The following is a 22,121-nucleotide window of genomic DNA, read 5'->3' on the forward strand; positions in this document are numbered from 1 at the left end:
ACCCCCCCCCCCCCCCCCCCCTCTTTGCGTTTGGCAGAGCCGGGTCGGGAAATTCTGAATAGGGCAGTTCAGCGACAAAGGTCACGCTTGTCGCAACTGGACCGCTGGTAGGTTCGCAGAGGTCCATTCCGGACCGAGGAGAGCGCGAAATGAACAACGCGATGCCACGTATGTTTGCTGCTGCAGTTCTCGCCGTCCTGAGCCTGGCCGGCAGTGTGTCGGCCGGTCCGCTGGTGTGTGCCAATGGCCGTTATTGCGCGGAGGTGCGCAGCAACTGCATCAAGGCCGGTGAGGATGCGGCGTACTGCCAGTTCCTGTTCGAGCGCTGCGTGTACGACCACTGCGCGCAGCCCTGATGCAACGAAGGCGCGTCCCTGCGGACGCGCCTTCATCGTGTGGATTGCCGGCGGAACTCAGGCTTCGCTCGGCGTAAGCCCCATCAGGCTGTTGGCATGTTCGCGCCACTGCGGCAGTTTGTTGAGCACGCCCGCGCGCTGCAGATAGTCCTCATCCACCGGGTCGCCGTTGACCAGCGCCAGGGCCACGTGCACCGCACCGGTCACCCAGAAGCTGCGGGTGTTGGCGCGCTGCGGCTGCAGGTGGAATGCCACCGCTTCGATGATCGGCATCGGCAGGCCCCACAGCCCCAGCAGGTAGGCACCGGCTTCGGCATGGCCCGGGCGGGTATCACCGGCCAGCGACGGCTCGGTGCGCTCGTTGCGTACGCCGGGCAGCAGCAGGCCGATGTCGGCCAGCAGTGCCGCAGTTGCGCCCAGTTCGGCACTGGATTCGGGCAGCAGGCGTGCGGCCAGGCGCGAGGCGAGCAGGGCGCGCTGCTGCAGCGAGTTGCGTTCGGCAGTCGACAGCGTCGGTGCCGAGAACACTTCACTGGCCAGCACCAGGTCACGCAGCGTGGCCAGGCCCAGCCGGGTGACTGCAGTACGCAGGTCGGCAATGGTGCGGCCCTGGCTGAAGAACGCCGAGTTCGACAACTGCAGCACCTTGGCGGCGATGGCCGGATCGGCGGCCACCAGCTTGGCCACGTCGGCGCTGTCGGCGTCGTCATCATGCTCCAGCGCCTGGGTCAGGCTCAGGTACAGGTGCGGCGGCGACGGCAGTTTCTCGATGCGGCCGATGGCATCGCGCAGGCGCGGGCTGTCCAGCACTTCGCGCAGCTCTTCCAGGCTGGTCAGCGCTTCCAGCAGTACTTCCGGTGCCAGTGGCAACGGCAGGAAACGGTGAGCGACACCGATCAGGCGTGCCGGCGGCGGCCGGTTGCCATGCTGTGCGTCCACCAGCGCGATGCGGATGGTTTCCGGACGCAGGGTCCTGATCTGGCCGAGCAGCGTGGTGGCATTGAGGTCCGGCAGCTGCGGACAGACAATCACCGCGTCAACGCCCTGGGTGGCAACCGCGGTCATCGCGGTCTGGCCATCGGTGGCGGTCAGCGGCTGCCAGTCTTCCCCAAGATCGGCAATGAATTCGGTCAGCTCAGCCGGCAGGCTGGCTGCATCCCCAACAAGCAGAATACGCACGACACATTCCCCTGGCTGTCTCGACGATGGATGTCGATGACGTGTGAAGTGACGCAATTTACCTAATACGGCAGCAAGAGTGATGTGCCGTCATCATGAAACGTGACCCGCATCGCTCCGGCAGGGTACCGCCGGAGCGATCCGGTTCAGGCTCAGGCCTTGCTGTCGAGGTGGCGCTGGTGCGCCTCGATCAGGATCTGCTTGGCCTCAGCGGCGCCGCCCCAACCGTCCAGCTTGACCCACTTGCCCTTCTCCAGGTCCTTATAGTGCTCGAAGAAGTGGCCGATGCGCTCCAGCCAGTGGCTCGAGACCTGGGCGATGTCTTCAACGTGGGCGTAGCCACTGAAGATCTTCGAGACCGGCACGGCCAGGATCTTCTCGTCGCTGCCCGCCTCATCGCTCATCTTCAGCACGCCGACCGGACGGCAGCGCACGACCGAGCCCGGCACCAGCGGCAGCGGCAGCACCACCAGCACGTCGGCCGGATCGCCGTCGCCGCACAGGGTGCTCGGCACGTAGCCGTAGTTGCAGGGGTAACGCATCGGGGTGGACAGGATGCGGTCGACAAAGATCGCGCCGGTTTCCTTGTCCACTTCGTACTTCACCGGCTCCGAGTCCTTCGGGATCTCGATGATGACGTTGATTTCTTCCGGCGGGTTCTTGCCGGGCGAGACGAGTTCCAGACCCATGGTCGTGCTCCAGGTGGGGGATATAGACGGATAGCCCCCCATTTTATGCCTTTGCCGGGCGCTGTGCAGAGGGAGGGGCTGACCGCTGCGTGGGGCAGGGACCCACGCGGCAGGCCGGGGTTGGCTGATAGGGCCGGCCGGTGCGGGGGCGCAGGCTGGATCGACCTTGCCAAGGAGTCCGCCGATGAAAGTGTCTGCCCTGCCGTTCGCCCTGTTCTGCATGCTGCTGGTTGCGCCGTTGGCCCAGGCCTCTCCTTACGTCGACCTGATCGACTACCCGCGGCAGGAAGCCAACTGGGACCGCTTCTTTGCCCTGGAGGGACGTCTGCAGTACGGGTTCGACGCGATCTGCGGCGATACCTTCTGCGAAGGCGAGTACAGCGATATCCGCGCCCTGCGCCTGCGCTGCTCGGTGGACGCGGTACGCGGCACGGTGCATGAGTGCCTGTGGGCATTTGCCGCCAGTGACCTGGCTGTGTCGCGGCATGACGGTGCGATCGTCGCCCGGCAACCGACCTGGCTGTGCCGCCTGCCGCTGGTGCCTGGCACACCGGTGGAGGCCTTCCATGCCGCGCTCGCCGCCCGCAATCCACTGCATGACCCGTTGCCGGGGACCTCGCAGAGCGTCTATGACGGGCTGACCGGGTGCATCCATTGATGCGAACGTGACTGATTCTCATTAACGGAGTAGCATGCGCGGCGCCTTCCGCCTGTCGTCCCGGTTCCGCGCATGTCCTCCAATGCCGCCTCCCTCACCGAACTGCTGATCCGCGAGCGGCCTGCGCTGCTGCGCCGGGTGCAACGCATCCTGGGGGGCGACAACGGCGCCGAGGACGTGATCCAGGCGGTGTGGTTCAAGGCGCGTGGTGTCGATGACAGCCAGGCCATCGACAATCCGCGTGCCTACCTGTACCGGCTGGCCGCCAACCTGGCCACCGACCACGGCCGCGAATCGACCCGGCGCAACCGCCTGCTGGCCGACCACTACCTGTGGGGAGCGGACGAGGTCATCTCGACCGAGGAACAGGCCATGGCCCAGGACGAGCTGCAGCGTGTGCTGGATGCGGCCGGACACCTGCCGGAGCCGACCCGCACCATCTTCCGGCTCAACCGCCTGCAGGGCCTCACCCAGGCCGAGATTGCCCGCCGCCTCGGGGTGTCGGTGACCACCGTTGAGAACCATGTGCGCACCGCGTTGCAACGTCTGGCCTGGGCGCGCAGCGGCCGCTGATCGCCCCGGCTTGGGGCTGGCCCTCGCTGAAACGTCTTGATCACTGGACCGTGGATGCGGTCTAGTTCCCCCGCCCGCGCTTGAATGCGCCTGTCCGCCAGCCGATGAGCCCGCCGAACACGCTGCCCGCCGCCAATGACGATGCCCTGGCCGAACAGGCCCGGGGCTGGATTGCGTGGCTGGCCTCGGGTGACATCGGCGAGGGACGCATGCACGAGTTCGAGCGCTGGCTGGCAGAGCCGGGGCACCGCCGGGCCTTCGAGCACGAGCGCACGCTGTGGCGCAGTGTCGGGCCACGCCCGCTGGCCCGGTGTGCCGAACGCCGCCGCCCGCATCGAATGCGCTGGGCGATGGCCGCTGCAGCTGTGCTGGCGATGCTGGTGGCATGGCCGGAGGCCTGGTTGCGGCTGCAGGCCGACCATCGCAGCTCGCACGTCGTGCAGAACGTAACGCTGCCCGATGGCAGCCGCGCAGTGCTGGATGCGGACAGCGCGATCGCCGTGCGCTTCGATGCGCACGCACGCGAGGTCGAGCTGCTGCGCGGGCGCGTCTGGTTCGAGGTCAGCCCGGATGCGCAGCGGCGTTTCAGCGTGCGTGCCGGCAATGGCGTGGTTGAGGACATCTCCACCGCGTTCACCGTCGCGCGTGGCGATGACCGGGTGGAAACCCAGGTCGGGCAAGGCAGGGTGCGTGTGGCCAGCCCGGCCGACGGTGGCTGGACCTACCTGCAAGTCGGCCAGCGCGCCGTCTATGGCGAGCGCAGCGGCGTGACGCGCCTGCAGGATGTGGCGGCCGACAGCGTGGGCGCGTGGCGCCAGGGCGAGCTGCTGCTGGAGCAGGCCAGCGTCGCCGACGCCGTGCAATGGGTGGGGCGCTATCGTGCCGGCCCGACGTTCGTGCGCGGTGATCTGTCGCGACTGCCGGCGATCAGTGCGGCACTGCGCATCGATCGCCCGGAACAGGCGCTGGACGCGTTGGCGGCGACGGCAGGCCTGCAGGTCACCCGCCTGCCGCTCGGCGTCGCCATCATCCATCAGTAGATCCACGCCATGCGTGGATGATGTTTCCGATGTGCCGGCCAACGGTCGGCACCCTCTGCGGCCGCAAATCGCCCTTGGGGTTGCCGCGCGCCCAACCGTCTTACCCCGCGAACGTACCCGCCGCCGCCAGTACGTCGCCGTGTCCGCCCGTGTTGCGGATGACGCCGCGCCTGCGGCACCGATTACCTGACAGGTTCCCCATGTTCGACTCCCACCGTCCGGGCCGCGCGCCGCGCCCGTCCCGCCTGTGCATTGCATTGCTGGCTGCCGGCCTGGCCAGTGCCACGCCATCCGTGCTGGCACAGAACGCCCGTGGCGATCACGCCGCCGTACAGCGCTTCGACATTCCGGCGCAGCCCCTGGACGAGGCGCTGCGCAGCTACATGCGCCAGTCCGGCGTGCAGGTCGTGTATCCGGCCATCCTGGCCCACGGGGTGAGCTCGCGTGCGGTCAATGGCAGCCTGCCGGCCAACGAGGCGCTGCAGCAGCTGCTGCAGGGCAGTGGCCTGGCGGTGCGCCGGGTCAGCGCAGATGCAGTCACGCTGGAAGCGGCAACGCCGGCGCAGGCCGACAGCGGCGTGATCGTCACCGACACGCTCAGCGTGGCCGGCGACCGCGTCGACAGTGGCGCGACCAGCGACGAGGCGCGCCTGCTCGACAGCTATCGCAGCGTCGGTTCCACCACCACGCTCAACCGCACGCACCTGGAGCGTTTCCGCGGTACGTCCAACGGCGACATCGTCAAGGGCGTGGCCGGCGTCACTGCCGGTGACCCACGCGTCGGCAATGGTTTCGACGTCAACATTCGCGGCATCCAAGGCCAGGGCCGCGTGCCGGTGATCATCGACGGTGGCCAGTCCAGCATCGATACCTACCGCGGCTACGCCGGTCAATCGCAGCGTACCTACCTCGACCCGGACCTGATTTCCAGCCTGACCATCACCAAGGGCCCGAGCCTGCAGGCCAACGCCTCTGGCGGCATCGGCGGCGTGGTCGAGATGGAGACGCTGAAGATCGGCGACGTGCTGCGCGAAGGGCGCGACTTCGGCGTACGCGTGCGTGGCGGCCTGGCCAACGCCAGTGCCAACAACCTGCCGTCCTACAGCGCCGCGCCGCGCAACGATCGCAGCGCCACCGGCAGTCAGTTCTTCAACGTGGCCGCTGCGGGACACTGGGATCGCTTCGATCTGGTCGCCGCCTACGCCTACCGCGACAATGGCAACTACTTCTCCGGCAAGCACGGCTACGATGATTTCCCACAGACCCGGCGCACGCTGGCACCGCTGAATCCGCCGCGTACCGAGGTCTTCAATACCTCGGCCCGCTCGAAGTCGGCGCTGCTCAAGGGCACCTGGCGTATCGACGATGCACAGACGCTGGAAGCGGGCTACCGCCGCTACGAAGGCACCGCCGGCGAGATCATGGCCTCGCAGATCATCCGCGTCGACCGCGATCGAATTCCGCAGTGGGACCCGGGCCATGTCGACATGGACAGCTACACCCTGCGCTATCGCTTCAACCCGGACAGCGAGCTGGTCGACCTGCGCGTCAACGCCGCGTACACCGACACCGACAGCGTGATGTACAACAGCCTGACCGGCATCACCCCGTGGTATTTCGATCGTCGTACCGAGTGGTACGACGCGCCCAGCTTCAGTGGCGACCCCGGCTACAAGGATGCCTACCGCAATCCGCTGCGGCAGAAGCGCTTCGGCCTGGATGCCAGCAACACCTCGAAGTTCGATACCCGCGCCGGTGCGTTCACCCTCGACTACGGCCTGTCCTACAGCGATGAGGACATCGCACCGGGCAGCTCGGGGCCGGTCATGCACGACGATCTGGTCAACAACCGTTTCCTGCGCAACGCCGAGCGCAAGGAATACAGCGCCGTGGCCTCGCTGAAGTGGCAGCCCGATGAACACTGGGAACTGCTGGCCGGCGGCCGCTGGAACCGCGTGGATGTGCACGACCGCAACCGCCTGGCCTCGCCCGATGCCTATGAGGTGCAGGGCCAGTACCGCTACACCGAACTGCTCAATGGCAACCCGGCGCTGCCGTCGTGGCGGGCCAAGCGCATCGCGCTGCTGAACTGGTATCCGGATGCCAACGGCAACTTCACCCAGGAATCGCTGCTGGCCTCACCGTACAAGAAGGGCACGGTGGGCGACATCGGTGGCTGGAACTTCTACGACGCCGGCAAGGCGCAGGACCTGGAAGTGCCGGTCAGCTGGACCTGGTCGCAGCCGATCCGCCGTCGCGATACCGCGTTCTCGCCGACCGCCAGCGTGGCCTACCGCTTCAGCGAAGACACCATGGTCTACGTGAAGTACGCCGAAGGCACCAAGCTGCCGAGCCTGTTCGAGACCACGCTGGGCCTGTTCACCGCTGCCAAGCCGGTGGGCGAGTTGAAGCCGGAGCGTGCGCGCAGTTGGGAAATCGGTGCCAGCACCCTCCGCTATGACCTGTTCACTGCCGGCGATCGCCTGGCGCTGAAGCTGGCGTACTTCGATACCCGCATCGACGACCTGATCACCCGTGACTACCGCACGCTGTCGGCGGGCCTGATCCGCAACGTCGACCAGTTCAAGGTCTCGGGCATGGAGTTCCAGTCCAGCTATGACAGCGGCAAGGTATTTGCCGATCTGTCCGCGCACTACTACTTCAAGGCCAAGACCTGCGCGCCGGACATCGCCGCCGAGCGCCGTGCCTATGGGGCGCAGCGCAGGAACGGCGAGCTGGCCAACACGCCCGACTGCGTGGACGGCGGCTTCGAGGGCTCGTACACCAATACCCAGAACCCACCGCGCTACATGGTCAACCTGACCCTGGGCTCGCGCCTGTTCGACGAGCGCCTGACCTTCGGCACCCGCGTGGTCCACAACGCCGGCCCGATCAGCAAGCTGGACAAGGACTGGAACGTGGGCCTGTCGGCGATCCAGCAGCTGTACCGGCCAACCACGCTGGTGGACCTGTTCGCCAGCTGGAGCTTCAACGACCAGCTGTCGGTGGAAGCCGGCGTGGACAACCTGACCGACCGCTACTACCTGGACCCGCTGGCCCTGGGCGTGATGCCGGCCCCGGGCCGCACCGCGCGACTGGCGTTGACCTGGAAGTACTGATCGGTCGCGGATGAGCGGTGGGGCCGGATCCCTTTCCTGCGGAAAGGGCTCCGACTCCAGCGAGCCCCAACCGCCCTCGGTGGGTGCGGACCTTGGTCCGCACCGCTTCTGCCGAGCAATCGACAGCGCCGGGCCATGCCCGGCGTCTATTTACAGCCCGCTCGAAGCCTTCACCGCATCTTCGTGCAGCGACTCGTTCAGCTCATCCACCACCGTGGTCCATGCCGCATCGGCCTGCAGTGATTCGGACAGGAACTGGCGCTGGGCATCGTTCCAGTACGGTGCTTCGACCACTTCGACATCGGTGGCCAGCTGGTGCTCGCGGATGAAGCGGGCGATGCCCTCGGCGCTTGCATCCAGGCCCAGCTGCAGGAACAGGTTGGTCATGCGCGGTTCGGTGGTGATCATCGTCGGTTCCGGATGGACAAGGGGATGGCCCATTATCGGTGTAGACGGCCTTGGGGAAAGCCCCGTGGCAGACGTCTACAGCACGACGACCCCCTTGGCATTCCCCCATGAACGCACACATCGCCCCTGAAGAAAGCCGCAGCCTGCGGCTCAAGGCCGCCACCCGCGACAGCCACGGTGCCCTGGACAAGCGCATCATGGCCGGCGACATCTTCGCCGACCGCAGCAATTTCGCCCGTTTCCTGCGCGTGCAGTATCGCTTCCACCGCAGCATCGATGCGCTGTATGCCAACCCTGCGCTGGACGCACTGCTGCCGGACCTGGGCGAGCGCCGCCGCCTGACCCAGGTCGCGCGCGACCTGCAGGACCTGGAGCAGACCCTGCCGGGGGCTGACATCGCGGCGTTGCCGTCCGATCTGGAACTGCCCGCCGCGTTGGGGTGGCTGTACGTGGCCGAAGGCTCCAACCTGGGCGGCACCATTCTGTACAAGATGGCTGCCAAGCTAGGCCTGGATCGTGATTTTGGCGCCCGCCACCTGGCCGCGCATCCGGATGGCGCGGCGCGCCACTGGCGCGAGTTCACCGCGGCGCTGGACGCGGTACCGCTGAGTGCCGAGCAGGAGCAGCAGGTGATCGATGCGGCCGACGCCGCGTTCCGCAGCGTGCACGGCCACGTCGAAGTGGAATTCGCCTGATGCACGGCGCACGCCCACAGGTGCAGCGCTGATGCGCTGGCTCTGGTTCGCGCTGGGCTGGCTGATGGTCGGGCTCGGGGTGATCGGCGCGTTGCTGCCGGTGATGCCGACCACCATCTTCCTGATCCTGGCCGTGGGCTGCTTCGCGCGCAGCTCGCCGAAGTTCGAGCAGCGCCTGTTGGCGCATCCGCGCTACGGCCCGTCGCTGCGGTTGTGGCGCGAGCAGGGCGCGGTATCGCGCAAGGGCAAGGCGTTTGCCAGTGCCGGCATGGCGCTGGGCTTTGCCCTGTTCTGCTGGGGCGCGCACCCGTCCTGGCGCCTGCTGTTGGGCGTGGGCCTGTTCTTTGCGGTCAGCGCCGGCTACGTACTGAGCCGACCGGCACCGCGGCTGGAGCCCCATCCTGTCGTGGAAGTGGACGACGCCAATGATCCGCGCGCGGCCCGTCGTCGCGCAGCGACCCCTGATGCTGATGGAAACCGAGACGATGCTGCCTGCTGACCTGGCCCCCGTGGCCGCCCCCGCATTGACCCCGTGGGGCATGTACCTGGCCGCCGACGTGGTGGTGAAGGCCGTGATGATCGCGCTGGCACTGGCGTCGCTGGCCACCTGGACCATACTGCTGGCCAAGGGTTGGGAACTGACGCGCCAGGCCCGGCAGCTGCGTGCGGCGCGCGCGCTGTTGCTGCAGTCCGCGCAGCTGCCGCCGCAGAGCGAAGAGGCAAGTCTGCAGCAGGGCACCGCGCTGGCGATGCTGGACGCAGCACGCACCGAACTGCGCCTGTCGCAGGATCTGGATAGTCGCGACGGCATCAAGGAACGCATCGCCTCGCGCCTGGACCGCATCGAACTGGAGACCGCGCGCGTGCAGCGGCGCGGCATCGGTGTGCTCGCCAGCATCGGCGCGGTGGCGCCCTTCGTCGGCCTGTTCGGCACGGTGTGGGGCATCATGAACAGTTTCATCGGCATCGCACACAGCAACACCACCAACCTGGCGGTGGTTGCGCCCGGCATCGCCGAGGCCCTGCTGGCGACCGCACTCGGCCTGGTCGCGGCGATTCCCGCGGTACTGGTCTACAACCATTTCAGCCGCGTGCTGGCCGGCCTGCGGGGCCTGCTCGGCGATCTGTCGGCGGCCGTGCAGCAGCTGGTCTCGCGCGATCTTGATCGTGCCGTGCCGCGTACCGCAGCGGCACCGCTGCGCGCGGTGCACTGAGGCGCGACGATGGCGATCAGGACCGCGTCCGACCGCGACGACGCACCGGAAGAAGCACACGAGATCAACGTCACGCCCTTCATCGACGTGATGCTGGTGCTGCTGATCATCTTCATGGTAGCCGCACCGCTGGCCACCGTATCAGTGCCCGTGCAGCTGCCGGCCAGCAGCGCCAGTGCCACGCCGCCCGAACAGGCGCCGGTGTATGTGACCGTGCAGGCCGATCTGTCGCTGCGCGTGGGCGAGCAGGCGGTGGCGCGTGACGGGCTGGCCGCTGCATTGCAGGCGGCCACCCACGGCGACACCGCGCAGCGCATCTTCCTGCGTGCCGATACCCGCGTGCCTTACGGTGAACTGATGGCGACGCTGGACGCGCTGCGTGGCGCAGGCTACTTGAAGGTGGCACTGGTTGGACTGGAGCAGGGCGCGCGATGAGCGGATTGCGGCGCTGGGCGACCAGCCTGGCGATCGTGCTGCTGGTGCATGCGCTGCTGATCGGCGTGGCCTGCTGGTGGGCGACGCGCGCACCGGTACTGGCTGCGACGGCGCCGCCCGCCGCGCTGATGCTGGAACTGGCACCGATGGCGCAGGCACCGCCGGTGCCGCCGCGCGAGGTCGCCACCGGTCCACTGCAGCAGCAACAGCAGCGGCGGGCGCCGAAGCCGGCGCTGCGCGAGCAACCGAAGGCGCCGGTGCAGCCGCAGGGTGACCTGCCACCGCCGCGTACACCAGAGCCGACGCCCTCGCCGGATGTCGCCGACGCCAATGTCGCGCAGACCAGCGCACCGCCACAGGTGGCCGCTGACGCCGCCGCGCGCTACACCGCACCGCAGACCACGGCGGGTGAGCGCAGTCGCGCCGAGGCAAGCTGGGAAGGTCGCCTGCTGGGGCACCTGCAGAAGCATCGCCGCTATCCGCGCCAGGCCGAGCGGCTGCGCCAGCAGGGCGTGGTCTACGTGCGCTTTGCCGTGGCCCGCGATGGAGCGGTCTCGGGATTGAAGCTGGGCCGCAGCAGTGGCTTCGCGCTGCTTGACCAGGAGACGCTGGACACCGTGCAGCGCGCCAGCCCGGTACCGGCGCCGCCGGCCGAAGTGGCCGGCGACCCGGTGGACGTGATGGTGCCGGTGTCGTTCTTCCTGCGCGGGCGGTGATTGACGATGGGGTCGGATCCCTTTCCTGGGAAAGGGCTCTGACCCCATCGAGGCCGTCATCCACGCATGGCGTGGATCTACAGCAACGGCACCAGCAGCAGCGCGACGATGTTGATGATCTTGATCAGCGGATTGATCGCCGGGCCGGCCGTGTCCTTGTACGGGTCACCGACGGTATCGCCGGTCACCGCAGCCTTGTGCGCCTCGCTGCCCTTGCCGCCGAAGTGGCCATCTTCGATGTACTTCTTGGCGTTGTCCCAGGCGCCACCGCCGGTGGTCATCGAAATGGCCACGAACAGGCCGGTCACGATCGTGCCGATCAGCAGGCCACCCAGTGCGCGTGGCCCCAGCAGCAGGCCGACCACCACCGGCACCGCCACCGGCAGCAGCGAGGGCACGATCATTTCGCGGATCGCCGAGCGGGTCAGCATGTCCACCGCCTTGTCGTACTGCGGCTTGCCGGTGCCCTGCATGATGCCGGGGATCTCGCGGAACTGGCGGCGTACTTCCTCTACCACCGCACCCGCCGCGCGGCCGACCGCTTCCATCGCCATCGCACCGAACAGGTAGGGAATCAGGCCGCCGATCAGCAGGCCGATGATCACCGTGTGGTCGCTGAGGTCGAAGCGGAATTCCTGCCCGGGATGTGCAGCCTGCAGGTTGTGCGTGTAGTCCGCGAACAGCACCAATGCGGCCAGTGCGGCCGAACCGATCGCATAGCCCTTGGTCACCGCCTTGGTGGTGTTGCCAACCGCATCCAGTGGATCGGTGATGTCGCGGATCTCCGAGGGCAGCTCGGCCATCTCGGCAATCCCACCGGCGTTGTCGGTGATCGGCCCGTAGGCATCGAGAGCGACGATCATGCCGGCCATCGACAGCATCGCGGTGGCGGCGATGGCGATGCCGTACAGCCCACCCAGCGCGAACGCGCCCCAGATCGCCGCACACACGGCTACCACCGGCAGCGCGGTGGACTTCATCGAGATGCCGAGGCCGGCGATGATGTTGGTGCCGTGGCCGGTGGTCGAGGCCTGCGCCACGTGCTGCACCGGCTTGTACTGGGTGCCGGTGTAGTACTCGGTGATCCACACGATCAGCCCGGTCAGGACCAGGCCGATCAACGCGCAGCCGTACAGGGCCATCGGCCCATGTACGTTGTCACCCATCAGGCCGGTAGTGATCGGGTAGAAGGCGATGGCGGCCAGCACGCCGGAGACGATCACGCCCTTGTACAGCGCGCCCATGATCGAGCCGCCAGGCTTCACTTTCACGAACAGCGCGCCGATGATCGAGGCGATGATCGATACGCCGCCCAGCACCAGCGGATACAGCACCGCATTGGCGCCTGCCTCGGCCAGCATCAGGCTGCCCAGCAGCATTGTTGCGATCACGGTCACCGCGTAGGTTTCGAACAGATCGGCGGCCATGCCGGCGCAGTCGCCCACGTTGTCACCCACGTTGTCGGCGATCACCGCCGGGTTGCGCGGGTCGTCCTCGGGAATGCCGGCTTCCACCTTGCCGACCAGATCGGCGCCGACGTCGGCGCCCTTGGTGAAGATGCCACCGCCCAGCCGCGCGAAGATCGAGATCAGCGACGAGCCGAAGGCCAGGCCGACCAGCGCATGCAGCGCCTGTTCCATCGGCAGGCCCATGCGCAGCAGCAACGCGTAGTAGCCGGCCACGCCCAGCAGGCCCAGCCCGACCACCAGCATGCCGGTGATCGCGCCACCGCGGAAGGCGACGTCCATTGCGGCGCTGATGCCGTGGCGTGCAGCTTCGGCAGTGCGCACGTTGGCGCGTACCGACACGTTCATGCCGATGTAGCCGGCCGCGCCGGACAGTACCGCGCCGACCGCGAAGCCGATCGCGGTGTACCAGCTGAGGAACACACCGACCAGCACGAACAGCACCACACCGGCCACGCCAATGGTCAGGTACTGGCGGTTGAGATAGGCACGCGCACCTTCCTGGATCGCCGTGGCGATCGCGATCATGCGTTCATTGCCGGTGGGTTGGCGCAGGATCCAGCGCGCCGAGACGATTCCGAACAGGATCGCGAGAATGGCGCAGCCCAGCGCCAGTGACAGCCCGTGACGTTCCAGCATTAGACCCCTCCGCAGAATGGATGTAGGCATCCAGTGGCGATGAACGGCACCACGAGGGGGACGACGGGCTGCAGCCTGGAACCAACCCGTACCGACCTTGGCGGTCGTCCGACGTATGGCGGTGTTCAGCATTCCCTGGTGCCCGCAGTATGCGTGCCGCGCACTGTAGAGTCGAGCCGTGCTCGACTGGCTTCTGCGAGCCGCAGCGCATGCCGCCAGTCAATGGGCTTGATTCGAGAGCCACCGGCCTTTGCACCCCGTTAAGCCAGCCTCTGCAAGCCTGCGTGGAGTCCTGAAGGAGATCTCCCATGCGCCTGTCCCTGTTGATGCTTGCCGCCCTGGTCCCGGCTGTACCGGCATTGGCTGCGGAAACCCCGGAGCTACAGCGTGCCGTGGGCGCACCCCAGGCGGTGGGCGCGGTGCATACGCTGCGCCAGATTCCCGAGGCCTGTGCGCGCCTGGAAGGCGCCTTCACCGGGCAGGCGGCCGAGCCGTACCGCTTCTCTGCGGTGCGTACCAGTGAGCAGTGCCAGCCGCGCGCGCGCTTCGTCGACTACGCCAAGGCCCAACCGAGTGCCGACAAGGGTTGGAAGCTCAATGATGTGATCCGCGTGCCCAGCGCCGCGTGCCCCGCACAGCAGGCGGTGGTGCGAGTGTGGCGGCTGCCGTCGACCAACAAGGTCGAGCTGGACGGTCAGGGGCAGTCACGCATCTATCTGGAAGAGGCCAGGAAGCAGGCCGCTGCCGGCCAGATTCCGCAGGTGACGATGTTCGCCGCGCAGCTGCAGATGGAAGGCAAGGCCTGCAACTGAAATTGCCTGGGCGGTGTACCCAAGCGGTCATCCACGGGTAGTGCCGGCCGCTGGCCGGCAACCCTGCAATCATCACTCCGCCAGCGTCGCCCCGCGCGCCACCAGCAGCTCGCGCAAAGCCCTGCGATGGCAGTGCGCCTCATCCTCGCAGTAGCACCCCACGCTGATGTCGCTGTGCTGCGACAGTGCGGCAAGCAGGTCCAGTGCATGGGCGGCATCCGGCGCTTTCATCTCGGCCTTGTAGTGGCGGAAGAACGCGGTCCAGTCGGCGGCCGTCTTCGCCTCATGCGCCCGCTTCACCAGTTCCGCGCTGGGTGACAGGGTCGGGAACCAGACGTCGTACCAGTCCTGTCGGGCGAACTCGCTGCGCGGAACGCCGCGCGGCGGCCGCCGCACGGTGCCGATGCGCAGGCCCTCGCCAGGCACGCGCGGCGTACCGAGTCGAACAACACGCAATGCCATGGTGTGCCTCCATTAAAAGGGGACGGAGGGGATTAAGTCGTATCCGGCCCACTGCTGACGCTGTTGGAGATGACAGAGGGGCGTATGCGACTTAATCCCCTCCGTCCCCTTTTTCGGGTCAGCCCTCGAACGGCGGCAGCTTCTGCTTCACCGCCACGTTCTTCAGGGTGACGTATTTCGGCAGGCCGTCGGCGCCATACGGCAGCGGCGCTTCGCCCTTGATCAGCGGCGACAGGTAGGCCCGCGCCCTGGCGGTGATGCCGAAGCCGTCGCGGCGGATGAAGCCGGCGGGCATCTTCTTTTCATGGTTGGCGATCTTCGACAGTGGCGCCGCCTCGATCTTCCAGCGATAGGGCGCATCGCTGCTGCGCACGATCACCGGCATCACGCCGTTCTGGCCCTTCAGCGCCAGCTGCACGGCGGCCTTGCCGACCGCCTGCGCCTGCTCCCAGTCGGTCCTGCTGGCCAGGTGCCGGGCCGAGCGCTGCAGGTAGTCGGGCAGCGCCCAGTGCACCTTCAGGCCCAGCTGGTCCTTGACCCGGCCGGCCAGGTGCGCGGCCACGCCGCCCAGCTGCGAGTGGCCGAACGAGTCCTTGCCGCCGCCAGCGTCAGCGACGAAGCGGCCATCGGCGGTGGCGATGCCCTCCGACGCCACCACCACGCAGTAGCCGACGCGCTCGACCACCGCTTTCACCTTGGCCAGGAACGCCGCCTCGTCATAGGCGCGTTCGGGCAGCAGGATGATGTGCGGCGCTTCGTCATCGCCGTTGCCGGCAAGGCCAGCGGCCGCGGCCAGCCAGCCGGCGTGGCGGCCCATCGCTTCGTAGATGAAGACGCGGGTGGAGGTCTCGGCCATCGCCGCCACGTCCAGCGCCGCCTCGCGTACCGACACCGCGGTGTACTTGGCCGCCGAGCCGAAGCCGGGGCAGGTGTCGGTCACTGCCAGGTCGTTGTCGATGGTCTTGGGCACGCCGATGCAGGTCAGGTCGTAGCCGGAGGCCTTGGCCAGCTGCGAGACCTTCAGCGCGGTATCGGCCGAGTCGTTGCCGCCGTTGTAGAGGAACCAGCGCACGTCATGGGCGCGCAGCACCTCCAGCAGGCGGTCGTAGCGGGCGCGGTCGGCGTCCAGCGATTTCAGCTTGACCCGGCAGGAGCCGAACGCGCCGCCCGGGGTATGGGCGAGGGCGCGGATGGCCGCAGCGCTCTCCTTGCTGGTGTCGATCAGTTCCTCGCGCAGCGCGCCGAGGATGCCGTTGCGCGCGGCCAGGACCTTGATGCCCTTGGCCCGGGCCTGCTCGATCACCGCCGCCGCCGTGGCGTTGATGACCGCGGTGACACCACCGGATTGGGCGTAGAGGAGAGTACCGTTGCGCATGCGTCTACCTGCTCGGGGGAAAGGACATTGCAGGGACATTACCCGGATGCGGTAAAGTGGCGCTATTGCGGTGCAGCGATACCGGTCCGTCCGGGACGCGAACCTTCTTTGTTTTCAACACGTTGGAGTCAGGTCAATGCGATTGGTTCTGTTGGGACCGCCCGGTTCGGGCAAGGGGACACAGGCGACGCGCCTGAAGGAAAAGCTGGGGATCGCCCACATTTCGACCGGTGACATGCTGCGCGCGGAAATCGCCGCGGGCACGGAGCTGGGCAAGCAGGCCAAGACGGTGATGGATGCCGGCAACCTGGTGTCGGACGACATCCTGCTGGGCATGCTGGAGTCGCGCCTGACCCAGCCCGATGTCGCCAAGGGCTTCATTCTTGATGGCTACCCGCGCAATGTGGCCCAGGCCAATGCGATGGACGGCCTGCTGGCCAAGATCGGCCAGCCGCTGGATGCCGTGGTGCAGCTGGACGTGGCCACCGAGCTGCTGGTCGAGCGCATCGCCGGTCGTGCCAAGGAACAGGGCCGCGCCGACGACACGCCGGAAGCGGTGCGCCAGCGCCTGCAGGTCTACAACGACCAGACCGCCCCGGTGGTCGACTTCTACGCCGGCCGTGGCACCCTGGCCCGCGTCGATGGCGTCGGTGAGCTGGACGAGATCGAAGCCCGCATCCTGGCGGCGATCAAGGCCTGATCCGGCGGGGCCGGTCTGTTGCCGGCCCTTCGGGCGCAAAAAAACACAGGCCTGGTCCGTGAGGATCAGGCCTGTGTCGTTTGACAGGCGCCAGCGAAGGGCTTGCTCAGGGCCCCGCAGCATGAGCTCCCTTGGGGATGGCCTCTTGGGGAGTAGGACCGGTTCGGGTACTGCGGCTGGCAGTTCGAATTGTGTCCGGGTTCACAGAACATCGCTATCGGGAATTCCCTGACAGGTGATTGGAGTTTTCTCACATCCCGTGTAGGACTTGTCTTACCCGGGGGCGGACATTGGCCCTATACAGCCGTCATCGGTCACAATCCTCGGTCATGAGCAGCGTACATATCCTTGCAATCGCCGGCACCTTCATGGGCGGCGTGGCCGCCCTGGCGCGGGAACTGGGCCATACGGTCAGCGGCAGCGACCAGGCCATCTATCCGCCAATGTCGACCCAGCTCGAGCAGCTGGGCATCGCCCTGGACCAGGGCTACCGCGCCGACAGCGTGCCGGCAGGCACCGATGACGTGGTGATCGGCAACGCCCTCTCGCGCGGCAATGCCGCCGTTGAGGCCGTGCTCGACGCCGGCCAGCGCTACATTTCGGGAGCGCAATGGCTGTCCGAACAGGTACTGCCGGGTCGCGACACCCTGGCCGTGGCAGGTACCCATGGCAAGACCACCACCACCACCATCCTCACCTGGCTGCTGGAAAGCGCCGGTCGTTCGCCCGGTTTCCTGATCGGCGGCGTCGCCGAGGATTTCGGCGTCTCCGCCCGGCTGGGCCAGGGCCGTGAGTTCGTGGTCGAGGCCGACGAGTACGACACCGCGTTCTTCGACAAGCGCAGCAAGTTCGTGCACTACCGGCCGCTGGTGGCCATCCTCAACAACCTTGAATACGACCACGCCGACATCTTCCCGGACGTAGCCGCGATCCAGCGCCAGTTCCACCATCTGGTGCGCACGGTGCCCGCGCGTGGCCGCCTGATCGTCAATGGCGAGGATCAGTACCTGGCCGAAGTGCTGGCAATGGGCTGCTGGACCCCGGTCGAGCGCTTCGGCTTCGATCCGTCGCTGGAATGGCATGCCGAGCTGCTGGCTGCCGATGGCAGCGCGTTCCGCGTGCATCATCGCGGGCAGGCACTGGGCGATGTGCAGTGGTCGCTGCTGGGCCGCCACAACGTGCTCAACGGCCTGGCCGCGCTGGCCGCGGCGAATGCGGTGGGCGTGGCACCGGCAGAGGTGATTCCGGCGCTGACGCGCTTCCGCAGCGTCAAGCGCCGCATGGAAGTGATCGGCAGCCATGACGGCATCACCGTCTACGACGACTTCGCCCATCACCCGACCGCAATCGCCACCACGCTGGAAGGCCTGCGTGCCAAGGTCGGCGATGCGCGCATCGTGGTCGCGATGGAACCGCGCAGCAACTCGATGCGGCTCGGCGCACATGCGCAGGCGCTGGCTCCCTCGCTGGCGCTGGCCGATGAAGTGGTGTTCCTGCATCGCCCGGAACTGGCCTGGGATGCTGCGGCGGTGATCGCCGCGGTGCGTGGCGAAGCCCATGCCGTGCCCGATACCGACGCATTGCTGGCGCAGCTGCAGGCCAGCGCGCGCAGCGGCGACCACGTGGTGTTCATGTCCAACGGTGGCTTCGACGGCGCGCCGCGTCGCTTCCTCGCCGCCCTGCAGGCCCGATGAGCGGCGACGGCTCGCTGCCGCTGTTCCCGCTGCACACCACGCTGGTACCGGGTGCGGCGGTGGGCCTGCGCGTATTCGAGCGCCGCTATCTGGACCTGATCCGCGACAGCGGCCGCAGTGGTGAGGGGTTTGGTGTCTGTCTGATCCTCGATGGCGAGGAAGTCGGCGCACCAGCGACGCCGGCCGCCTATGGCGTGCAGGTGCGCATCGAAGACTTCGATGTCGGCGCCGACGGCGTGCTGCAACTGCGCCTGCGCGGAACCCGCCGTTTCCACGTCGAGCGTACCCGCGTGCGCGACAACGGCCTGGTGGTGGCCGACGTGCGCTGGTGCGAGGAAGACCCGGACGATGAACTGCGGCCACAGCATGCGCTGCTGGCCACGCTGCTGGGGCACATCATCGAACAGGCTGGCGAGGCCTATGCGCCGGCCAACCCGGCGCTGCTGGACCAGGCCAGCTGGGTCGGCTGGCGGTTGGCCGAACTGTTGCCGCTGAGCGAGCAGCAGCGCCTGCAGCTGCTGCAGATGGACGACCCGCACCAGCGGTTGCAGCAGTTGCTGGGCTGGATGCCGTAGCCGATAACCGCCAACCAAGGTTGGCAGCTACCAGAGCGCTGCGGCGGCCTCAGGGCATGGTGGTCTTCAACCGCAGCACCGGCAACCCGGTTTCGCTGTGCACGTCCTCGCGCTGCGGCAGGTCCTGCACGGCCTCCTTCACCGCGTTCAGCGCCGGGTCGACGCCACGCAGCGGGTGCCACATGCCGATCCACTCGAAGTGGCGTTCGTAACGCAGGGTCTGTGCACTGCCCAGCCACAGCGGCGTGTTGCCCGCCTGCAGCTGCGCGGGTGCAGGCCACAGGCGCAGCACATAGCGTTCGTCCGGCTTCGCACCCTGGCGCACCATCAGCAGTGCTTCCACGCGGGTGTCCAGCGTGGCCGGCAGCACCGGCAGTTCATCGGCGCCGGTGTTCTTGTCCAGCATCAGCAGCGCCTGCTGCCAGCCGGCCTGTTCCTGCCGCTTCCAGCCACGCGCTTCCAGCTGCGCCTGCAGCGGTGCCAATGGCCCGGCCACCTGCACGTCCAGCGGCCAGCGCTGGTCGTCGTCGAACTCGTTGCGGCGCGCCGGCAGCGTGGCCCAGTCGTGCTGCCACCACGCCTGCATGTCCATCGCCTGCGGGGCCGGCAGGGTCGGTTCGAAGCGTTCCAGCTTCACCGGGATGTTGCGCGGTGCGTACCACATCGCCGCCACGGCGAAGACGCCGTAGAACAGCCAGGCCACCGGCTTCACCCAGAACGAGCGGTTGAAGCGGCGGCGATAGGCGATGCCCAGCACCAGCAGCCAGAACGTGCCGAACAGCATGCCGCCGATCACGTCGCTCAGCCAATGCGCGCCCAGGTACAGGCGCGAGAAGCCGATCAGGCTGACCACGATGCCCGAAACCAGGTACGGCCAGACGCGGGTGCGGCCGGGCATCTCGCGTGCGATCAGCACCGCGAAGAAGCCGAAGGTGATGGTGGCCATGGTCACCGACACCGACGGGAAGCCGAAGCCGCTGCTGGCGTCGATCGGGCGCACCACATCCACGGTGGCGCCCAGCAGCATGGTCAGCGCCAGGCCGAAGGCCAGTGCCGCCAGCCAGTGAGCAGCGGCCATCCAGCGTCGGCGCCAGATCAGATAGCCCATCGCCGCGGCGGTGGCCGGCAGCAGGACCTGCCAGGCCCCGAGCGACGCCAGCGCAGCCATCGGGTAGTCGGCCAGCGGATTGCGCAGCGCCAGCATGGCCTGGTGCACCAGCAGGTCGATCGCCAGCGGCTCGCCATGTGCGACCACCACGGTCAACAGCGCGAACCAGCCCCAGCCCAGCAGGAGCAGCATCAGCGCCAGCATCGCCAGCGGCACCGATTCGCGCCGCTTCGGGTCCAGCACGCCAACGGTGTAGCGGCCCAGCGTCGGGTGGCGGTTGGACCAGTCCAGCAGGCGTGCCAGCCAGTTGTCCATGCGTGCGGCCGACCAGCGGTAGCCGTACAGCACGATGGCCCAGACCAGGCCAAGGATCACCGCCAGCAGGCCGACCACCACCACCAGCCGCCCGGCTACAGCAGCCACCGCGTCGTACGCTTCGCCGAGGATCCAGCCCGGCGCCAGGAACAGCACCGCCCAGGAAATGCTGGCGATGCCGCTGGCCTGCACGTAGCGGCTGGCGGGCATCTTCATCATGCCGGCGATGGCCGGCACGAACGGGCGGATCGCGCCGACGTAGCGTGCCACCAGGATGCTCTTGAAGGCATTGCGGCGGAACAGGTTTTCGCCGCGGTCGAGCAGCTGCGGGTAACGGCTGAACGGCCACACGCCGCGCAGGCGGTCGCCCCAGCGGCGGCCGATCCAGTAACTGATGCCATCGCCGGCAAACGCACCCAATGCCGCAGCCGCCACCGCGTACGGCCCGGAGATCTGGCCCAGGCCAATGAACACGCCCACCGCGAACAGCAGTGGCAGCGCCGGCACGATGGCGCCAAGAATGATGACCGCATCGCAGAAGGCGATGAGGAAGATAACGGCGCCCGCCAGCACGGGGTGAGCGGCAATCCACGCGAGCGTGGCGTCGATCCATGAAGAGTCCATTGCCCGATTATAGGGGCGTGAAGGTGACTGGTTCCCAGCCGCTTCGTGACCGTTTGCAACCGGCGCCATCGCCTAGAATGGAGTCATGCCGCATACGCCAGACGCTCCCCACCATGCTCTGAAGGCCGACAGCTTCGGCCGGATCCTTCTTGTGAAAGGGCCCGATGGCCCGTTCGTACGCCGCGATCTGGGGGCCACGCCGCTGTGGCTGCGGTTGCCCGCGTGGTGGCTTGCACGTCGCGAAGCACGCGCGCTGCGCCATATCCATGGCATGGCCGATGTGCCGCAGCTGCTGGCCTGGGATGGCCGCCACCTCGACCGCAGCTTCATGGCCGGCGATGCCATGTACCAGCGTCCGCCGCGCGGCGATCTGGCCTGGTTCCGCGCCGCGCGTCGCCTGCTGCGGCAGCTGCATCGCAATGGCGTGGCCCACAACGACCTGGCCAAGGAAGCCAACTGGCTGGTCACTGAAGATGGACGACCGGCGCTGATCGACTTCCAGCTGGCGGTGATCGGCAACCCGCGCTCGCGCTGGATGCGGCTGCTGGCCCGCGAGGACCTGCGCCACCTGCTCAAGCACAAGCGCATGTACTGCCGCGAATCACTCACCCCGGTGGAGAAGCGCGTGCTCAAGCGTACGTCGTGGGTGCGCGAGCTGTGGTTCGCCACCGGCAAGCCGGTCTACCGCTTCGTCACCCGCCGCATCCTGCACTGGGAAGACAACGAGGGGCAGGGACCGAAGCCGTGAGTGCATCGCAGGTGATGAGCGCGCCGCCGAGCGCGGGCAGCGTGCTGCGAACTCAGCTGCCCGGTGCGGATTTCGTGCATGCGTGCCATGCGACCACCCGTCGTGATGGGCGCTCGGCCTTGCAGGCCTATCGCGACATGGCCGCGAGCATTCCCGGTTGGTTCGATGGTCTGATGGCGCTGCGCAACCACGGCATGCGCCTGCTTGGGATGAAGCACCTTGGCTCATTGCGTGCGGTTCAGGACACCGACGATCCGGCGGCCGGCCAGCGGCTGGGCATCTTCACCCTGCAGTCGCTGGATGACGATGCCATCGTGCTGGAAGACGATGATCGCCACCTGCGCGTACAGCTGGCCCTGCAATGGCAGGGCGATGTGCTGGAAGTGGTGACGGTGGTGCATACGCATAACGCATTCGGGCGGCTCTACATGCTGCCGGTCGCGCCCGTGCACAGGTTGATCGTGCCGCATCTGCTGCAGAAGCAGGTGCAGGCGTACCGATGATTCGACACTGCGCTCGCC

The 22,121-nt window shown here is 67.6% G+C and carries 23 protein-coding genes; 16 read left to right on the forward strand and 7 right to left on the reverse strand.

Annotated elements, in window-relative coordinates; genetic code table 11:
• The first annotated feature begins 161 nt into the window (after positions 1–161).
• Positions 162–356: a hypothetical protein gene (locus O0K41_RS15420; protein ID WP_223846439.1), complete on the forward strand. Its 195-nt coding sequence runs from the start codon at positions 162–164 to the stop codon at positions 354–356.
• Positions 357–413: 57 nt separating this feature from the next.
• On the opposite strand, the gene O0K41_RS15425 is transcribed toward O0K41_RS15420, so the two are convergent.
• Both O0K41_RS15425 and ppa read right to left on the reverse strand, forming a co-directional pair.
• The gene (locus tag O0K41_RS15425; RefSeq protein WP_005410936.1) at positions 414–1,535 is read right to left on the reverse strand and encodes an HDOD domain-containing protein; all 1,122 of its coding nucleotides are present in this window, start codon (positions 1,533–1,535) and stop codon (positions 414–416) included.
• 152 nt (positions 1,536–1,687) lie between these two features.
• Positions 1,688–2,224, reverse strand: coding sequence for an inorganic diphosphatase (gene ppa / locus O0K41_RS15430; protein WP_005410935.1), 537 nt, complete (start codon positions 2,222–2,224; stop codon positions 1,688–1,690).
• A 184-nt stretch (positions 2,225–2,408) separates the two neighbouring features.
• On the opposite strand from ppa, the gene O0K41_RS15435 reads away from it, so the two are divergent.
• The 4 genes from O0K41_RS15435 to O0K41_RS15450 all read left to right on the forward strand — a co-directional run bounded on the left by O0K41_RS15435 (position 2,409) and on the right by O0K41_RS15450 (position 7,614).
• Positions 2,409–2,882, forward strand: a complete 474-nt coding sequence (locus O0K41_RS15435; RefSeq protein WP_005410934.1) for a hypothetical protein — start codon at positions 2,409–2,411, stop codon at positions 2,880–2,882.
• 72 nt (positions 2,883–2,954) lie between these two features.
• The gene (locus O0K41_RS15440) at positions 2,955–3,455 is read left to right on the forward strand and encodes an RNA polymerase sigma factor (RefSeq protein ID WP_005410933.1); all 501 of its coding nucleotides are present in this window, start codon (positions 2,955–2,957) and stop codon (positions 3,453–3,455) included.
• A gap of 104 nt (positions 3,456–3,559) precedes the next feature.
• Entirely contained in the window at positions 3,560–4,495 is a 936-nt protein-coding gene (locus O0K41_RS15445; protein WP_049450526.1) for a FecR domain-containing protein, read from the forward strand.
• A 200-nt stretch (positions 4,496–4,695) separates the two neighbouring features.
• Positions 4,696–7,614, forward strand: a complete 2,919-nt coding sequence (locus O0K41_RS15450; RefSeq protein ID WP_164222731.1) for a TonB-dependent receptor — start codon at positions 4,696–4,698, stop codon at positions 7,612–7,614.
• Between the two features lie 150 nt (positions 7,615–7,764).
• Here O0K41_RS15450 and O0K41_RS15455 read toward each other — a convergent pair whose 3' ends face one another.
• Positions 7,765–8,022, reverse strand: coding sequence for a DUF2789 domain-containing protein (locus O0K41_RS15455; protein ID WP_005410930.1), 258 nt, complete (start codon positions 8,020–8,022; stop codon positions 7,765–7,767).
• 107 nt (positions 8,023–8,129) lie between these two features.
• On the opposite strand from O0K41_RS15455, the gene O0K41_RS15460 reads away from it, so the two are divergent.
• From O0K41_RS15460 to O0K41_RS15480, 5 genes are read left to right on the forward strand one after another with little or no spacing between them, the layout of a single operon-like run.
• Positions 8,130–8,717 carry a biliverdin-producing heme oxygenase gene (locus O0K41_RS15460; RefSeq protein WP_024957126.1) on the forward strand — a complete coding sequence of 196 codons (588 nt, stop codon included), beginning with the start codon at positions 8,130–8,132 and terminating at the stop codon, positions 8,715–8,717.
• Between the two features lie 31 nt (positions 8,718–8,748).
• The gene (locus tag O0K41_RS15465) at positions 8,749–9,216 is read left to right on the forward strand and encodes a YbaN family protein (protein WP_005410928.1); all 468 of its coding nucleotides are present in this window, start codon (positions 8,749–8,751) and stop codon (positions 9,214–9,216) included.
• Positions 9,203–9,931: a tonB-system energizer ExbB gene (exbB, locus tag O0K41_RS15470; protein WP_088436999.1), complete on the forward strand. Its 729-nt coding sequence runs from the start codon at positions 9,203–9,205 to the stop codon at positions 9,929–9,931. The genes O0K41_RS15465 and exbB overlap by 14 nt, the downstream gene beginning before the upstream one ends.
• Before the next feature lie 9 nt (positions 9,932–9,940).
• Entirely contained in the window at positions 9,941–10,366 is a 426-nt protein-coding gene (gene exbD, locus O0K41_RS15475) for a TonB system transport protein ExbD (RefSeq protein ID WP_005410926.1), read from the forward strand.
• Positions 10,363–11,082: an energy transducer TonB gene (locus tag O0K41_RS15480; RefSeq protein ID WP_060381082.1), complete on the forward strand. Its 720-nt coding sequence runs from the start codon at positions 10,363–10,365 to the stop codon at positions 11,080–11,082. The genes exbD and O0K41_RS15480 overlap by 4 nt, the downstream gene beginning before the upstream one ends.
• Before the next feature lie 77 nt (positions 11,083–11,159).
• Here O0K41_RS15480 and O0K41_RS15485 read toward each other — a convergent pair whose 3' ends face one another.
• Complete coding sequence (locus O0K41_RS15485; RefSeq protein ID WP_005410924.1) at positions 11,160–13,187, reverse strand: sodium-translocating pyrophosphatase; 2,028 nt, start codon at positions 13,185–13,187, stop codon at positions 11,160–11,162.
• Between the two features lie 308 nt (positions 13,188–13,495).
• On the opposite strand from O0K41_RS15485, the gene O0K41_RS15490 reads away from it, so the two are divergent.
• Complete coding sequence (locus O0K41_RS15490) at positions 13,496–13,999, forward strand: hypothetical protein (protein ID WP_049450520.1); 504 nt, start codon at positions 13,496–13,498, stop codon at positions 13,997–13,999.
• Positions 14,000–14,071: 72 nt separating this feature from the next.
• Here O0K41_RS15490 and O0K41_RS15495 read toward each other — a convergent pair whose 3' ends face one another.
• Together O0K41_RS15495 and O0K41_RS15500 are read right to left on the reverse strand one after the other, a co-directional pair.
• Positions 14,072–14,461: a DUF488 family protein gene (locus O0K41_RS15495; protein WP_060380348.1), complete on the reverse strand. Its 390-nt coding sequence runs from the start codon at positions 14,459–14,461 to the stop codon at positions 14,072–14,074.
• A gap of 118 nt (positions 14,462–14,579) precedes the next feature.
• Positions 14,580–15,836: a 6-phosphofructokinase gene (locus O0K41_RS15500; protein WP_005410921.1), complete on the reverse strand. Its 1,257-nt coding sequence runs from the start codon at positions 15,834–15,836 to the stop codon at positions 14,580–14,582.
• Between the two features lie 136 nt (positions 15,837–15,972).
• Between O0K41_RS15500 and O0K41_RS15505 the strand changes: the two genes are divergently transcribed.
• The 3 genes from O0K41_RS15505 to O0K41_RS15515 all read left to right on the forward strand — a co-directional run bounded on the left by O0K41_RS15505 (position 15,973) and on the right by O0K41_RS15515 (position 18,805).
• The gene (locus O0K41_RS15505; RefSeq protein ID WP_005410920.1) at positions 15,973–16,536 is read left to right on the forward strand and encodes an adenylate kinase; all 564 of its coding nucleotides are present in this window, start codon (positions 15,973–15,975) and stop codon (positions 16,534–16,536) included.
• 329 nt (positions 16,537–16,865) lie between these two features.
• The gene (mpl, locus tag O0K41_RS15510; protein WP_049450515.1) at positions 16,866–18,230 is read left to right on the forward strand and encodes a UDP-N-acetylmuramate:L-alanyl-gamma-D-glutamyl-meso-diaminopimelate ligase; all 1,365 of its coding nucleotides are present in this window, start codon (positions 16,866–16,868) and stop codon (positions 18,228–18,230) included.
• The gene (locus O0K41_RS15515; protein ID WP_164222728.1) at positions 18,227–18,805 is read left to right on the forward strand and encodes an LON peptidase substrate-binding domain-containing protein; all 579 of its coding nucleotides are present in this window, start codon (positions 18,227–18,229) and stop codon (positions 18,803–18,805) included. Before mpl ends, O0K41_RS15515 begins: the two co-directional genes overlap by 4 nt.
• Positions 18,806–18,854: 49 nt before the next feature.
• Here the strand turns inward: O0K41_RS15515 and O0K41_RS15520 are convergent, their stop codons facing one another.
• Positions 18,855–20,852: a bifunctional DedA family/phosphatase PAP2 family protein gene (locus O0K41_RS15520; RefSeq protein WP_164222725.1), complete on the reverse strand. Its 1,998-nt coding sequence runs from the start codon at positions 20,850–20,852 to the stop codon at positions 18,855–18,857.
• Positions 20,853–20,937: 85 nt separating this feature from the next.
• On the opposite strand from O0K41_RS15520, the gene O0K41_RS15525 reads away from it, so the two are divergent.
• Together O0K41_RS15525 and O0K41_RS15530 are read left to right on the forward strand one after the other, a co-directional pair.
• Positions 20,938–21,600: a serine/threonine-protein kinase gene (locus tag O0K41_RS15525; RefSeq protein WP_088436997.1), complete on the forward strand. Its 663-nt coding sequence runs from the start codon at positions 20,938–20,940 to the stop codon at positions 21,598–21,600.
• Positions 21,597–22,103 (forward strand): DUF2867 domain-containing protein, encoded by a 507-nt coding sequence (locus O0K41_RS15530; RefSeq protein ID WP_024957119.1) that lies wholly within the window; start codon positions 21,597–21,599, stop codon positions 22,101–22,103. Before O0K41_RS15525 ends, O0K41_RS15530 begins: the two co-directional genes overlap by 4 nt.
• Positions 22,104–22,121: the final 18 nt, after the last annotated feature.

The sequence above is a fragment of the Stenotrophomonas sp. Sm2128 genome, from assembly GCF_030985535.1.
Taxonomy (GTDB): domain Bacteria; phylum Pseudomonadota; class Gammaproteobacteria; order Xanthomonadales; family Xanthomonadaceae; genus Stenotrophomonas; species Stenotrophomonas maltophilia.